This is a genomic window from Elioraea tepida, assembly GCF_019203965.1.
Taxonomy (GTDB): domain Bacteria; phylum Pseudomonadota; class Alphaproteobacteria; order Acetobacterales; family Acetobacteraceae; genus Elioraea_A; species Elioraea_A tepida.
The window spans coordinates 1,073,316-1,088,061 of record NZ_CP076448.1 but is presented as its reverse complement, the minus strand read 5'-3'; the positions used below and the strand labels follow the sequence as shown (position 1 = coordinate 1,088,061).

13 protein-coding genes and 1 pseudogene are annotated in these 14,746 nt (G+C 71.2%); 6 read left to right on the top strand and 8 right to left on the bottom strand.

Going from position 1 to position 14,746, the window contains the following annotated elements; translation table 11 throughout:
- Window positions 1-51 precede the first annotated feature (51 nt).
- From KO353_RS05230 to KO353_RS05215, 4 genes are all read right to left on the bottom strand, one after another.
- Window positions 52-1,827, bottom strand: coding sequence for a glucan ABC transporter ATP-binding protein/ permease (locus KO353_RS05230; protein ID WP_218286669.1), 1,776 nt, complete (start codon window positions 1,825-1,827; stop codon window positions 52-54).
- A gap of 107 nt (window positions 1,828-1,934) precedes the next feature.
- Entirely contained in the window at window positions 1,935-3,086 is a 1,152-nt protein-coding gene (locus tag KO353_RS05225; protein WP_218286668.1) for an MFS transporter, read from the bottom strand.
- An 81-nt stretch (window positions 3,087-3,167) separates the two neighbouring features.
- Window positions 3,168-3,902 (bottom strand): aspartate/glutamate racemase family protein, encoded by a 735-nt coding sequence (locus KO353_RS05220; protein ID WP_218286667.1) that lies wholly within the window; start codon window positions 3,900-3,902, stop codon window positions 3,168-3,170.
- Between the two features lie 16 nt (window positions 3,903-3,918).
- The gene (locus tag KO353_RS05215) at window positions 3,919-4,608 is read right to left on the bottom strand and encodes a CYTH domain-containing protein (protein WP_218286666.1); all 690 of its coding nucleotides are present in this window, start codon (window positions 4,606-4,608) and stop codon (window positions 3,919-3,921) included.
- Between the two features lie 146 nt (window positions 4,609-4,754).
- Between KO353_RS05215 and KO353_RS05210 the strand changes: the two genes are divergently transcribed.
- On the top strand, window positions 4,755-5,927 hold the full coding sequence (locus KO353_RS05210; RefSeq protein WP_218286665.1) for a M20/M25/M40 family metallo-hydrolase: 1,173 nt from the start codon (window positions 4,755-4,757) through the stop codon (window positions 5,925-5,927).
- 19 nt (window positions 5,928-5,946) lie between these two features.
- Here KO353_RS05210 and KO353_RS05205 read toward each other — a convergent pair whose 3' ends face one another.
- Together KO353_RS05205 and KO353_RS05200 are read right to left on the bottom strand one after the other, a co-directional pair.
- Window positions 5,947-6,483 carry a GNAT family N-acetyltransferase gene (locus KO353_RS05205; RefSeq protein WP_218286664.1) on the bottom strand — a complete coding sequence of 179 codons (537 nt, stop codon included), beginning with the start codon at window positions 6,481-6,483 and terminating at the stop codon, window positions 5,947-5,949.
- A gap of 54 nt (window positions 6,484-6,537) precedes the next feature.
- Window positions 6,538-7,167, bottom strand: coding sequence for a GNAT family N-acetyltransferase (locus KO353_RS05200; protein WP_235692031.1), 630 nt, complete (start codon window positions 7,165-7,167; stop codon window positions 6,538-6,540).
- A gap of 343 nt (window positions 7,168-7,510) precedes the next feature.
- Between KO353_RS05200 and KO353_RS05195 the strand changes: the two genes are divergently transcribed.
- Window positions 7,511-8,593, top strand: coding sequence for an OmpA family protein (locus KO353_RS05195; protein WP_218286663.1), 1,083 nt, complete (start codon window positions 7,511-7,513; stop codon window positions 8,591-8,593).
- Between the two features lie 456 nt (window positions 8,594-9,049).
- Window positions 9,050-9,466: an OmpA family protein gene (locus tag KO353_RS05190; protein WP_328774503.1), complete on the top strand. Its 417-nt coding sequence runs from the start codon at window positions 9,050-9,052 to the stop codon at window positions 9,464-9,466.
- Between the two features lie 314 nt (window positions 9,467-9,780).
- On the opposite strand, the gene KO353_RS05185 is transcribed toward KO353_RS05190, so the two are convergent.
- Window positions 9,781-10,293 (bottom strand): hypothetical protein, encoded by a 513-nt coding sequence (locus tag KO353_RS05185; protein WP_218286662.1) that lies wholly within the window; start codon window positions 10,291-10,293, stop codon window positions 9,781-9,783.
- Window positions 10,294-10,590: 297 nt separating this feature from the next.
- Between KO353_RS05185 and KO353_RS05180 the strand changes: the two genes are divergently transcribed.
- From KO353_RS05180 to KO353_RS05170, 3 genes are all read left to right on the top strand, one after another.
- Window positions 10,591-12,021: a circularly permuted type 2 ATP-grasp protein gene (locus tag KO353_RS05180; RefSeq protein ID WP_218287269.1), complete on the top strand. Its 1,431-nt coding sequence runs from the start codon at window positions 10,591-10,593 to the stop codon at window positions 12,019-12,021.
- A gap of 1 nt (window position 12,022) precedes the next feature.
- Window positions 12,023-13,021 carry an alpha-E domain-containing protein gene (locus KO353_RS05175; RefSeq protein WP_218286661.1) on the top strand — a complete coding sequence of 333 codons (999 nt, stop codon included), beginning with the start codon at window positions 12,023-12,025 and terminating at the stop codon, window positions 13,019-13,021.
- A gap of 359 nt (window positions 13,022-13,380) precedes the next feature.
- Window positions 13,381-13,914, top strand: a complete 534-nt coding sequence (locus tag KO353_RS05170; protein WP_328774525.1) for a class I SAM-dependent methyltransferase — start codon at window positions 13,381-13,383, stop codon at window positions 13,912-13,914.
- A 199-nt stretch (window positions 13,915-14,113) separates the two neighbouring features.
- Here KO353_RS05170 and upp read toward each other — a convergent pair.
- A pseudogene (upp, locus tag KO353_RS05165) lies at window positions 14,114-14,716 on the bottom strand (uracil phosphoribosyltransferase); the annotation flags it as partial.
- Between the last annotated feature and the right edge of the window lie 30 nt (window positions 14,717-14,746).

Genomic DNA, 14,746 nt, shown 5'->3' with positions numbered 1-14,746 from the left:
CGCGCGCCGGAGATCGCCGGCCGCGCCACACCCCGGGCGGTCCCGCTCCCCTCAGTCGACCGCCTCGCGTACAGGCGCCCCGGCGGCGAGCTGGGTCGCAACAAGCTGGGCGAAGGCGCCGCCCCGCGCGACCAGCTCGTCATAGCTGCCGCGCTCGACGATCCTGCCTTCGGCGAAGACGAGGATCAGGTCGGCCTCGCGAACCGTCGAGAGCCGATGGGCGATCACGAAGGTCGTGCGGCCCGCCATCAGAGCGCGGAGCGCGAGTTGCACCTTGGCCTCGGTCGCGGCATCGAGCGCGCTCGTCGCCTCGTCGAGGATCAGGATCGGCGGGTCCTTGATCAACGCCCGCGCGATCGCAAGACGCTGCCTCTGCCCGCCCGAAAGCGAGGCGCCGCGCTCGCCCACGCGGGTGTCATAGCCCTGCGGCTGGCGGAGGATGAAGTCGTGCACCTGGGCGAGGCGGCAGGCCTGTTCGAGCTCGGCATCGGTCGCATCCGCGCGGCCGACCAGGAGGTTTTCCCGGAACGAGCGGTTGAACAGAAGGTTCTCCTGGAACACCACGCCGATATGCGAGCGCAACGAGTCGAGGCTGACGGAGCGTATGTCGATCCCGTCGATGGTCACCCGCCCCGACTGCGGGTCCCACAACCGTTGCAGCAGCGCCATGGTGGTCGACTTCCCTGCCCCGGTCTCGCCGACGAGAGCGACCGTCTGGCCAGGCGCTGCCTCGAAGGAGACGTCGGAGAGCACCGGTGGGCCGCCCGGATAGGCAAAGCTCACATGCTCGAAGGCGACCGCGCCGCGCGGCCGCGGCATCGCAGGAAGCCCGGGCGGGTCGGCGACCGTGGACTGCGTGTCCATCACCTCGAAATAAAGGGCGATCGCGGGCGCCTGCAGGAACATGGTCGACACGAACCCCATCGCCTGCTCGAGCCGGCCGATCAGGAGGGTCGCGAAGCCCATGAAGGTGACAATCTCGCCGACACTTGCGTGGCCCTGGAGGTGCAGCGCGGTGCCGAGGAGGAAGATCGCGATCACCGTGAGCGTCGAGGCGGCGCGCGTGAGCACGGTCAGAAGCGCCCACCAGTCAAGCACCGGGAATTGCGCCTCGAGCAGGCGCCGTATCCCGTCCTGGAACAGGCGCGCCTCTGCCGAGAGGCGCACGAAGCTTTGGACGAGCATCACATTCGCGAGCGCATCGCCTGCGGTGGCCGCGAGCGCGGCGTGGTGGCTCTCGACGCTGCGCTGTCCCTCGTGGGTGCGGCGGATCACGACAGCCGCGCCGATCGCGAACGAGAGGGCGAGAACGATCAGGAGAAGCGCAAGCCGCCAGTTGAGCAGGAGTGTGAGCGGCAGGAGCACGAGCGCGATCACGAAGGTGGAGAGATGGTCGCGGAAGAAGCCGAGCCACACCCAGAACATGTTGTCGGCTCCCGAGAGCATGACCTTGAGCAGCCGCCCCGAGTGCGTGTCGCCGTGGAAGGAGAGCGGAAGCCCGAGCACGTGCTGGAAGTAGCGCGCCATCGCCGCGAGCCGGTTGCGGTGGGCCAGCCGGTCGGCCTCGCGCGCGACGAGGATGTTGGCGACGATGCCGCCGATCCCGACGGCGGCCCAGACCGCGAGCAGGGCAAGCGTGCCCGACCAGACGGCCTCGGCCGGCATCGCCTCGCTGCGCGCGAGCATGTCCACCACGCGGCCGAACAGCACGGGCTCGAGGAACACGAGCCCAGCGAGCAGCACGTTCGCCGCAGCAAGCGCGATCGCGAGCCACCGCTCAGGCGCGAGCTCCCCGAGCACGCGGAGATAGAGGCGCAAGAAACCCATGGACGAAGACTAGCAGCGCACTGGGGCGGCATCAGGGCAGGCGGGCGCGGCGGGCACCGGTGCGAGGCGGCGGCCGTCGCGCGGGCGCGGCGCGGCGGGCCCAGGCCTCAGGCCGGCCGCTTCGGCGCCAGCGCGGCCGCACCGATGAAGGCCATGCAGGCGGTGATGCCGGCGATCAGGATCACCACCTGGACGGAGCGGTAGCCGCCGAAGCTCTCCCACATCCAGGCGGCGAGATAGGGGCCTGCCGCGCGCGCCATGATTCCTGGGGCGACCATCGCTCCCGCCACCGCCCCGTAGCCCTCGCGGCCGAACAGTTCCGCGGGCACGGTGCCGCGCACGATGGTGAGGATGCCTGCAGACATGCCATAGAGCACCACATAGAGCCCCGCCGCGTGCGGCGAGGCGGAGACGGCCATCAGGGCGAGGATGGAGAGCGGCTGCGCGGCCGAGGCCAGGATCGCGACGCGGGTGGGGCGAAGCCGGGCGAGCCCCACGAACTCGGTCACACGCCCCGCCACCTGCATCGGCCCGGTGAAGGAGGCGACAGCGACGGCTTCCGCGGCCGACAGCCCCGCCTCCTCGAGCATCGGGATCGCGTGCACGCCGATCACCGAGAACAGGAGGCTGCCCGCGGTGAGCGCGAACGCGACCAGCCAGAAGGCCGGGGAGCGGAGCACCGGCCCGAGCGCTCGGCCGGTTCTCGCCTGCGCCCCGCCGCGCGCCCGCGGCAGAAGCCATAGATGCAGGGGAAGGCAGAGCCCGACGGTCACCGCGCTCCAGCCCAGATAGGCGCCGCGCCAGCCGAGCACAGGCAGGGCCGCCGCCGTGACCGGCCAGGCGACGGTGGAGGCGAGACCGCCGGCGAAGGTGAGCCAAGTGATCGCGCGGCGCGCGTCGCTGCCGAAGCCCGCGGTGAGGGTGGCGAAGGCGGGTTCGTATTGGGTCGCTGCCATCGCCACCCCGGTGACGATCCAGGCCGCACCGAAGCTCCAGATGTCGGGAGCGCGCGCGAGCGCCGCGAGCGCCAAAGCCGAGAGAAGCGAGCCCGCCGACATCACGATCCGTCCGCCATAGCGGTCGATCAGGCGGCCAGAGGGGAAAGAGGCGATCCCTTGCGCGAGCAGGCCGAGCGAGTAGGCGCCGAAGATCGCCTCGCGGCTCCAGCCCTCGGCCGCGGCGATGGCGGGGGCGAGCACCGCGATCGCGTAGTATTGCGCGCCCCAGGCGACGATCTGCGTGACGGAGAGGGCGGCCACGGCCTCCCAGGGGAGCCGCGACGCCGCGGGCGGCGACATAGGCCGAGGCTAGCGGCGGCGGCCCCGCCCCGGAAGGGGGCGTCAGCCGCGACGAAGCAAGGCCGAGAGCGCCTCGCCGAGCCCGACCGCGTGCCGGTTCGCGGGCGCGGCATAGCCGCCGAGGCGCGGCTTAGGCAGGCGGAGGCGCACAATCCCTTCAGCGAAGACGACCGCCGCGGCTATCCCGTCGATCAGCGGCACGGGCACACGCTCCTGGATCAGCCCGGCCATGCCCGCGAGCGCCGCGCCGCCGAGCAGCACCGAGTCCGCTCCCTCGCGCGCGAGCCCCGCCGCCGCTTCGGCGACCTTCGCCGCGACCGACTCCGGGTCGGAGGCGGCGTCGTAGGGGGTGGCGTCGATCAGAGCGATGCCGGAGAGCCGGCCGGCAAGCCCGTGGCCCGCGATCACCTCGCGGTAGAGATCGGGCGAAGAGAACGTCACAAGACCGAACCGGCCGCCCGCGAGGCAGGCGGCGAGGCAGGCGGCCTCGGTCATGCCGATCACCGGGATGGGCAGGAGTTGGCGCGCCGCCGCGAGCGCGGTGTCGTAGGAGACGGCGAGGATCGCGGCGTCGCAGCCGGGATGGTGCTCGGCGAGACAGTCGAGCAGCCCGTGCGCGGCGATCGCGTTCTCGGCGCGCGAGGAGATGACGCGTGGGCCGAACCGTGGAGTTACCGCAACGATCTCGGTGTCCGGGGCGGCCGCGGCGCGGGCGGCCCGGGCGCAGGTCTCGGTCACCGCGTCAGTGGTGTTGGCGTTGGCGAGCAGAAGGCGCATCCCGCCGCGTCCGCGCTCAGCCGCCCAGGTCCTGGTGGGCGCGGCGGGCGAGAGCGCGGGCGAAGCGCTGTCGCTTGCTTGCCGCCGGGCGGAGGGGGATTCCTGCACGATGCATCAGCGCCTCGAGCCAGGCGGCGGCGGGGGTGATCGACCCGCGCGCGATCTCGACCTCGAGCTCGTGCTCGATTGTGCCGTCGGGCATCTCCGAACGGTCGAGCGCGACCGAGACCGGCGTGCCGCAGGGGAGCGCGGCCTCGCAGAGCGTTCGTTCGTTTCGGAACTCGCCGACGATGCCGAGCGGCGCTCCGGCCGCCGCCGCCTCGATCGCCTCGGCGAGAGCGAGCGCCATTGCCGCCGGCTCGGCGAGACGGAGGAGCGGCAGGGGGTCGACCGTTCCGGAGGCAAGATGGAGGGCGACGGGGGGGCGAAGGCTGCGCTCGGCTTCGGCTCGGGCGAACAGAAGCGGCGCGAGGTCGCCCCGCCGCGTTCCGGGGTCTCCTTTGGCGGTGAGGATCCACCGCCCGCCCTCCTGCCGCAGCCGGAGCGACAGCCCAGCGGCGGCGAGCCGGCGCGTCGGCGTGTCGAACAGGAGATTGCGCTGTTCGAGCACGCGCGCGTGGCCGCCGATCAGCCCGAGCAGCCGGTCGCGCTCGGCGGCGTCGGCAAGCATCGCCTTGAACTCGCGCTCGATTCCGTCGCGCGGCATCAAAGCCCCCCGATCGTTGCGCGCAGCGCAGCACAGCGGCGGGGCCGGCGCAAGGCCGAGCCGCCCGGCCGAGAGGAGGCGGGCCGGTTCTGGACAAGCGACGCCGTGGCAGCGAGGGTTCCGCCCTCGACAGCGGACGCCCACGCATGACCCACCCCAACACCCTTCCGTTCGACACCGAAAGGCTGCTCGCCGGGATCCGCTCCTGGGTCGAGACCGAGAGCCCGACCTATGACGCGGCGGCGGTGAACCGGATGATGGACCTCGCTGCGCACGACCTTGCCGTGCTCGGCGCGCGGATCGAGCGTATCCCCGGCCGGATGGGGTTCGGCGATTGCGTGCGCGCGCGCTTCCCGCAGGCGTCGCTCGGCGGCGGGGCGGACGCGCCGGGTATCTTGCTGCTCAGCCATCTCGACACGGTCCACCCCGTCGGGACCGGCGCGCCGGGTGGCCCGCTCGCCTTCCGGCGCGAGGGGGCGGGCGCCGCCGAGCGCGCCTACGGCCCAGGGATCTGCGACATGAAGGGGGGCGCCTATCTCGCGCTCGCCGCCGTCGGCGCGATCCTCGCCGCCGGTGCGTCGACGAAGCTCCCGATCTCCGTGCTCCTCACCTCCGACGAGGAGGTCGGCTCCCCCTCGACGCGCGCCCTGATCGAGGCCGAAGCGGCGCGGCAGAAGGTGGTGCTCATCCCCGAGCCGGCGCGGAGCGATGGCGGGGTGGTGTGGGGGCGCTATGCGATCGCGCGCTTCGCTCTCGAGGCCGTGGGCCGGCCGAGCCATGCCGGCGCCCGACTCGCTGAGGGCCGAAGCGCGATCCGCGAGATGGCGACGCAGGTGCTCGCGATCGAGGCGATGAGCAGCGAGGAGGCGACGACGAGCGTCGGCGTCATCCAGGGCGGCGCCTGGGTGAACTGTGTGCCGACCCACTGCCGCGCCGAGTGCCTTGCGATGGCCAAGACCCAGGCGGATCTTGATGCCCTGGTCGCCCGCCTCGGCGCGCTCCGGCCCTCGACTCCGGACGTGCGGTTCACCATCACGCCCACGCTCACCCGGCCGGTCTGGGAGCCGGATGCGAAGGGGCGCGCCCTGCACGCGCGGGCCGAGGCGATCGCGCGCGCGATCGGGATCGGCGCGCTGCCGGCGAGTTCCGCCGGCGGCGGCTCGGACGGGAACTTCACCGGAGCGATGGGGGTGCCGACGCTCGACGGGCTCGGCGTGCTCGGCGGCGGCATCCACACGCTCGAGGAGCACCTGCTCGTCTCCTCGCTCGTGCCGCGGGCGCGGCTTCTCGCAGGCCTCCTGATGACGCTCGAGGGGTAGCGCCGCGGCGGCGGGGCGCTCACGCGACAGCCCGCGGCAGCCCCTCATGCACCCACACCTCGCAGGGCTCCCCCTTGAGCTCGCCCATCCCCTCCCGAACCGCGCCGAGACGCGCGAGAAGCCGCGCCGAGCGCAGGTTGCCGGGCTTGATGGAGGAGACGAGGCGCTCCGCGCCCGTGATGCTGAAGGCCCAGGGCAGGATGGCGCGGCAGGCCTCCTCAGCGAACCCCTGGCCCCAGGCCGAGCGGACGAGGGCGAAGGCGAGTTCAGGCTCCGGCCAGCCGGGGAGGTGCAGGATGCCGGCGCGGCCGACGAAGCGCCCGCTCGCCGTCTCCTCGAGCGCGAAACTGCCATAGCCCTTCAGCGCCCATTGCCCGAGCATCAGCGCCATGTCGGTCCAGCTCTCGTCGCGCGTGCGCGTCCTGCCGGCGCGGGCGCCCGCTCCGAGATGGCGCATCACCTCCGGGTCGGCCTGCAGCGCGGCATAGTCCCCGAGGTCGCTCTCGCAGAAGCCGCGCAGGGTGAGGCGGGCGGTGGTGAGCACGGGAACGAGCATGCGGCGGAGGCTCGCACGCGCGGCTGGGGCGGAGAAGCCCAGGCTCTGCCGTTCTCAGCCCGCCGCTTCGACGATCAAGGGAACGTGGGGGGCCGCCGCCTCGGGGAGGATTCCGGCGAGCCGAGGGTCGGGCGCGATCTCGACCTGCTGCCGCACCGGGCGGAAGCCGGAGCGGATGTAGAAGGCGAGCGCGCGCGGGTGGTCGAGGGTGCAGGTGTGAACAGTGAGCCGCTCGACGCCGGGGCGGGACCAGGCCTCGACCAGGACATGCGACATCATGAACCGCCCGGCGCCGCTGCCGATCAGGTCGGGGATGACGCCGAAGAACACCACCTCGCAGATGCCGGGGCGGTCAAAGGCGAGCTCGACGAGGCCCGCATCCTCGCCTTCCGACTCGAGCACCCAGACGCCACGCGCCGGGTCAGCGAGCAGGGCGGCGAGTGCCTCGTCGGAAAGACTGAGCCGGCTGAACCAGAGCCAGGGCTCACCGATCCGCCGGAACAGCGCCCGATAGTCGGACGGGGCGAGCGCCGGTTCATGTCGCAGCGCCCATCCCGGACGCTTGCGCGGCACCTGGCGGGGCGGCCGCTCCGTCATCTCGAGATGGGTCACGACGATTGCGATTCGCCCGCGCGGTACGTCGTAGAAGCCGTCACCGAGCACCGACATGCCCGCAGGCGTCATCGCGATCCTCCCCTCGACGCGAATGGTGGCGCGATGCGCCCGTGCTGTCGAGACCGCGAGTCGTGGCTCCGCACGCGCGCCGGGAAGGGGATCTGGCGCGACGGCTTGGGTTCGTCTGGAGGCTGCAGAGCCGGAAGCCTTAGGCTCAACGGCCACACCTGTGGCGCGGACGCAACAGGACGAGAAATTCGTTGTCCCTGGATGGCGTTTCCCTGGGCCAGGGAGGTGCGCGTGGCTGAGGGCTCCGCTATTGTCCGGCCGTCGCGAGGTGGGGATGCTCAGCGCCGCTAATCTCGGCACTGGACGCGGCTCTCTCGCCCCGGATGTGCAAGGAGAGATGAGAATGAAGATCCGGAACGCGTTGCTGGCCGCCTCTCTCGGGGTTCTGCCCGCAGCTGCCGCGAACGCACAGTATGCCGGCGGCCCGGCCGGCTGGCAGGGCGTCTACATCGGCGCCATGGGCGGCTACAACATTCTCGAGGACATCGGTCTCGACTTCCGGCCGACGGCGTCGCCGGGCAGCGAGGTGTCGTTCGACGGCGGCTGGGCTGCGATCGGCCGGATCGGCTACGGGTTCAAGCTCGACGCCAATCTCGGGCTCGCGATCGAGCTCGAGGGCTCCTACCGGTACAACAACAACGACACCGTCAGGATCGGCAACGCGACGGTGGGTAGCGGTGGCGAGAACAGCGTCTTCGCCCTGATGGTGAATGCTCTCGTCTCCTATGACTTTGGCGGCATCGCGCCTTATCTCGGCGTCGGCGCGGGCTATGCCTGGAACAGCCTCAAGGCGCGGCAGGGTGGGAGGCCCGTGGTGGATGACACCGAGGGGCACTTCGCCTGGCAGGGGATCATCGGCCTCGCGATCGGCATCGACGCCGTTCCCGGCCTCTCCATCAACGCCGAGTATCGCTACTTCTCGTTGCTCGAGGAGGGATACAACACGACGGCTGCGTTTCGTGCCGCCAACCCGGGTCGCAACACTTTCGACGTCGACACCCAGAACCACACCTTCCTGATCGGCCTCACCTACGCCTTCGGGGTGACGCCACCGCCGCCGCCGCCGCCGCCGGCGCCCGCGGCCGCCCCGGCGCCAACCCGCACCTACCTCGTGTTCTTCGACTTCGACAGCGCCGCGCTGACCGACCGCGCCCGCCAGATCATCGCCGAGGCGGCGGCGAACGCACCGCGCGTGCAGGCCACGCGGATCGAAGTCACCGGCCACACTGACACGGTCGGCTCGGCCGCCTACAACCAGGCTCTTTCGATCCGGCGCGCCGAAGCCGTGGCACGGGAGCTTGAGGCGCGCGGCATCCCGCGCAGCCAGATGGTTATCCGCGGTGTGGGCTTCAGCCAGCCGCTGGTGCCGACGGGCCCGAATGTCCGCGAGCCGCAGAACCGGCGCGTCGAGATCGTGCTCCGCTGACGCGGCGATATCCAGACGAAGCGAGCGGAAGGGCGCCTTCGGGCGCCCTTCCTGCTTTCCCGGGAAGCCCGGTTGCGGTTGAGGCGACATCGCATCCGCCTTACAGATGAGCGGCCGCGCCGCGCGAGAGAACGCTCCGGCTACGGCCGCGACGGGGCGATGGGCGACTGTCCCCCTCACACGGGCCAAAGGGAAGGCGACCAGCGAATGGTTCGGCGCGCGAGGGCCGCGGTGCCGACCGTCAGGCAGAACGGTCACAACTGTCGCGCGGCCGCAACATGCTTCGGCATTCATGCGTGAGGGGCCGGTGCTCCACGGGGGGGGGAGGTGCACCACCCGGAGGGGTCCGGTATCGTTCCGCACTGAGCCGGGTGGTGGGGGCGGCTCTCGAGGGCCGCGGCTATCCGCAACGTCGTCGCCCACACCCCGAGAACGTGCAAGCCGAGGGAAGGAATAATGAGGCTTCTGAGCGCGTTGCTGGCCGCCTCGTTCATGGTTTTGTCGCCCGCTGCCGCGAACACCCAGTCTACTGGTGCTCACGGGGCGACCCGCACCGACCTCGTCGTCTTCGACTTCGACAGCGCGGCTCTGACCGACCGCGCCCGCCAGATCATCGCCGAGGCGGCGAATGCGCCGCGGGCGCAGACGACGCGGATCGAGGTCACCGGCCACACCGACACGGTCGGGTCCGCGGCCTACAACCAGGGCCTATCGCTTCGTCGCGCCGAGGCCGTGGCGCGAGAGCTCGAGGCGCGCGGCATTCCGCGCAGCCAGATGGTCATCCGCGGTGTGGGCTTCAGCCAGCCGCTGGTGCCCACGGGGCCGAACGTCCGCGAGCCGCAGAACAACCGCGTGGAGATCGTGCTGCGCTGACGTTGGGACAGCTCGGTCACCGTGGTGATCGGAAGAGTGCCTTCGCGCGCCCCTCTCGTTTCGGGAAGCCGCCCGGGTACGCGCGAAACCATGTCGCCCTCAGGTGGCCCCGGTGAGACGTGCCGAAGGCCAAGGCCGCGGCAGTCACGACGGGTCGATGCCGGAAGGTCGAAGGGCTGGTCGACCAGAGCATACCGGCATGCCACGCTTGGTCGCCCGACCGCTCATCCCCGGTCTTCACCCCGCTCGCTGAGCCGTCTGCGCCTCCTACGCCAAGCCGCCGGCGCGCCCTTTGCCGAGGACGCGGCGCGGGGTCAGCGACGCGGCTGCTGGGCTTGCTGGGAGCGCGCTGGTGTCTGCTCCGCCGCCCGCACCTCGCAGGGCCGAAGATCGAAAGCGAGCGGAAGGCCGGCGCTGGCGGAGGCGGCGACGAGGTCGTTCGAGGACCGAAGTAGCGCCACCTGCTCGAACAGTGGGCCGACGCGCCCACAGAAATTTGCGCCAAGTCGTATCCCTTCCTGGGAGTGCGCGTTGGCGAGAGCAGTGATGTAGGCGTTCAGCGCGCGCTGGCCCCCCTGGGTCCGGTTGAAGTAGCCGGTGAGGTTGCGGTGCGCACCGGCAAGATCCGACTGCCAGCGGGTGACGAAGGCGTTGTAGCGGTCATGCATGCCGCAGGAGAGCGCGCCGACCATCAGATGCGTCTGCAGGGCGCGGAGATGAAATGCCTGCTGCTCACGCGCATTGACGCAGGCCTGGGCGATCGCCGTTCCGGTTCCCGCGAGGCCGAGTGCGGCGATGGTCGCTGTTGCCAGGAGTGCGTGACGCACGGGTGGGCTCCCCTCTCTACAGCCTGCGACTCGGGCGGTGCCTCGCCTTCGCTTGCCACCCTGATATCGGCGAAGCCGAAGCCATGATCAAGCATCCGCGCGCGTGCCGGCCCGGGATCCGGTGATGGGCGGTGCTTGGCCGCCCCAGGCCGGGCGGGCTAGCATTTTCGGATCGGCCGGCGTGCGCGCGGCGCAGTTCGGCACGGCGAGGGCGGCGAAGCAGGGGATGGGCAAGCGGTGAGCGGGCCGAAGCCGCGCACGACCGAGGTCTTCGACGCAGACGGACGACCGCTTCCGCTGCCCGGCTACGATCCTGGCGGCTTCTTCTGCGAGCTCACCACCGAGCGACCGGGCGACGGAGGCGCGCTCGCAACCGTGCTTCGGCGCCTGGCCGCGCTTCCTGTGGAGGAGCTGAGGCGTCGCGCGGCATCGGCCGAGCGTGACCTCTTCAATCTCGGCATCACCTTCACCGTGTATTCGGAGGCGACGGCGATCGACCGGATCCTGCCGTTCGACATCGTTCCCCGCGTGCTGACCGCGGGCGAGTGGCGCACGCTCGAGGCAGGCGTGAAGCAGCGCGTGGCGGCGCTGAACCTTTTCCTGCAGGACATCTACAACGGGCAGAAGATCCTCAAGGACGGCGTGGTTCCCGCCGATCTCGTGCACGGAAACCCGAACTACCGCCCGGAGATGCAGGGCTTCCCGGTCCCGTTCGGCAGCTACGTCCACATCTGCGGCATCGACATCGTGCGCGACGAGCACGGGCGTTTCCGCGTGCTCGAGGACAATGCCCGAACGCCCTCGGGCGTCTCCTACGTGATCGAGAACCGGCACGCGATGCTGCGCGCCTTCCCCGATCTGATGCAGGGCATACGCCTCCGGCCGGTCGATGGCTACGGGCTCAGGCTGCAGGAGGCGATGTGCGCGATCGCGCCGCCAGCGGTGGCCGATCCGCAGGTCGTGCTGCTCTCCCCAGGGATCTACAACTCGGCCTTCTTCGAGCACGTCTTCCTCGCGCGCGAGATGGGCGTGCCCTTGGTCGAGGGCGCCGACCTCACGGTCGAGAACGACCGCGTGTTCATGCGCACCACGGCGGGCCTCGCACCCGTGCACACCATCTACCGCCGGATCGACGACACTTTCCTCGACCCGACCGTGTTCCGCCCCGACAGCCTGCTCGGTGTGCCCGGCCTCATCGCCGCCTGGCGCAAGGGCAATGTCGCGCTCGCCAACGCCGTCGGCACGGGGGTGGCCGACGACAAGGCGCTCTACGCCTACATGCCGCGGATCATCCGCTACTACCTCGCCGAGGATCCGGTGATCGAGAACGTCGAGACGCGGATCTGCCGCGAGCCGGAGGGGCTTGCCGCCACGCTGGCGGAGCTTCCCAACCTCGTCATCAAGCCGGTCGGCGGATCCGGTGGCTATGGCATCACCATCGGCCCGCGCGCGACCCGGGCCGAGCTCGAGGCCTGCCGCGAGAAGCTGCTCGCCAACCCGGCGAACTGGATCAGCCAGCCGATGATCAACCTCTCCGTCGCCCCGACCTTGACGCCGGACGGGCTTCGGCCGCGGCATCTCGACCTCCGCCCCTACGCGATCACCGGCCGTGACACCTGGGTGCTGCCCGGAGGGCTGACCCGGGTAGCGCTCAAGCCCGGAAGCCTCGTCGTCAACTCTTCGCAGGGCGGGGGGTCGAAGGACACCTGGGTGCTGGTGGACGAATGAGATGACCGATACGCTTCGTGCCCCCGCCCAGCCGCTACTCGCCCGCTACGCCGAGAGCCTGTTCTGGATGGCGCGGTATCTCGAGCGCGCCGAGAACCTCGCCCGCGTGCTCGACGTCACCCAGACCTTCGAGGCCTCCGGCCGCCCCGCCCAGGCGTGGGAGAGCGTGGTGCGGATCAACGCCGACGAGGCGGAGTTCGCCCGGCGCTACGGCCAGGCCACGCCCGAGGCGGTGCGGCGCTTCTACCTGCTCGATGCTGACAACCCGACCTCGATCCCGGCCGCGGTGGCCGCAGCGCGGCAGAACGCCCGAATCCTGCGCCCGCTCATCTCCACCGAGATGTGGACCCAGCTCAACGTCTTCCACGGCTGGGTCTCGGCGCTGACCGAGGAGGAGATCGCAGGCGACGGGCTGTCGCGGCTCTGTTCGCGTCTGAAGGAGAGCGTGCAGCTCAACACCGGAATCACCGAGGGAACATTCTACCGCGACCAGGGCTGGCACTTTCTCCAGCTCGGCCGCGTCATCGAGCGGGCGGACCAGACCACGCGCCTGCTCGACATCAAGTACCATCTCCTTCTGCCCTCGCTCGCCGATGTCGGCTCGGCGCTCGATTTGTCGCAGTGGCACGCGCTATTGCGCGCCGCCGCCGGCTACCACGCCTTCCGGCGGGTGCATCCGCGCGAGCTGACGCCCCGGGCTGTGGCAGATTTCCTGCTTCTCGACGGTGCCTTCCCGCGCTCGGTCCTGCTCTGTGTCCGCCAGGCGGAGTGGGCGCTCGAGCAGTTGCGCTCCCGCTATGGTCTGCGCGGAACCCGCGAGGCGGCCGAGCGCGCGGAGGAGCTCCGCGCCGGCCTCGAGGAGCGCAGCATCGACCGGATCGTCGAGGCCGGGCTGCACGAGTTCCTGGACTGGGTGCAGCGCATGCTGATCGCGATCGCGGGTGCGGTCGGCACGGCCTTCTTCCGCGACTGGCGGCCCGGTGCCGCAAGCCCCGGGTGAGCCAGGCGCTGACGCCCTGGCGGCCCGAGCCAAACCTTCCGAGATGGAGAACCATGCACCGATGGCCGACAGCGACGTGACACGCCCACTCCGCATCCGCACCCGCAGCTGCCCGCTGTGCGGTGCGTCGTCGTCGTCGGACGCGAGGCCGTGGTTCGCCCGCGACGGATGGCGGATTATCTCCTGCCACGCCTGCGGGTTCGCGTATCTGCCGGAGGTGCCGGAACCCGGAAGAGCTGGCTGAGCAGCTGGCCTGGGAGAAGAGCTTCGCTCGCGAAGCCGAGCGCCGCCAGAAGGAGGATGGCCTGCTCGCCTGGCTCGACTCCGCCAGCCGCTGGCGGCTGCACCTTCTGCCGTGAATCGAACCGGTTTCCATCCTCGCACGGCGCGCTCGGCCCGGTGCGGTGCTTGACATCGGCTGTGGCGACGGCAGCCACATGCTCGCCTTGCCATCAGGGTTCCGCCCCGTCGGCATCGAGGTCTCGCAGGCCTTGGCCGAGGCCGCTCGCGCGGCCCTCGCGCCGTTGGGGGGAGAGGTGATCTCCGCGCCGGCTGTCACGGCCATGGAACGACTCGGCAGCGGTGTCTTCACCGGCGCGCTCCTGCGGTCCTACCTCGAACACGAGGCGGAGCCCGCCCGGGTGCTGTGCGCCCTGCACCGCGCCCTCCTCCCCGGCGGCGTTGCGGTGGTGAAGGTGCCGAACTTCGGCAGCCTCAATCGCCGAGTCATGGGCAGCCGGTGGTGCGGCATACGCCTGCCGGACCATGTGAACGACTTCACCCCGGCAAGCCTGCGACGGATGGCGGACGCGGCGGGCTTCGACATCGAGGTCTCGCTGCTTCTGTCGCTCCCGACGGACGACAACATGATCGCGGTTCTCACGCGGCGGTAGGACCCTCGCGTCGCGAAGCCGACCGCAGCGGTTGCCGTGGACTGCGGGCCCAACCCCCGAGCCATCCGAGCTGCCGGCACGGCGACAGCAGTGCGGGCGCGCACCGAAGACGCCGCCCCGCCGGAGCAGCGAACCAACGATCAGCCTGGCCGTGCGCGAGCGAACCGGCACGCGCCTGTCCGTTCACGACCGAGGACCCTCACCCGGTGCCGAAGGCACGGTCGCCCGCATCCCCGAGCCCGGGCAGAATGTAGCCCCGGGGATCTAGGCAGCGGTCGAGCGCGGCGATGATCAGCCGCGCCTCGGGGTGGGCCGCGGCGAGAGCGGGCACCCCTTCCGGCGCCGCGATCACGGCGCAGACGGTGACATCGCGTGCTCCGGCCGCCTTCAGCCGCGTGACGGCGGCGACCGCCGTTCCGCCCGTCGCAAGCATCGGGTCGAGCACGATCGCGCCACGCTCTCCGAGGTCGGCCGGTGCCTTGAAGTAGTACTCGACCGGCTTGAGCGTGTCGTGGTCGCGCCAGGCGCCAAAATGCGCAACAGGGCTCTCCGGCAGCAGTGTCGCGAAGCCCTCGACGAGGGCGAGGCCCGCGCGCAGAACCGGAACGAGGCAGGGCGGTTTCGCCGCGAGCACCGGCACTGAGGCGGTCTCGAGCGGTGTCGTGACGGAAGCGGTCCGCGTCGGCAGATGCCGTGTCGCTTCGGCCGCGAGCAGAAGGGCCACGCGGAAGAGAGCGGAACGGAAAGCGGGCGGCGAGGTCTCGGCGCGCCTGAGTGTCGCCACCGAGTCGGCCGCGAGCGGGTGATCGAGGAGCGTCGGTGGAACCTGCCT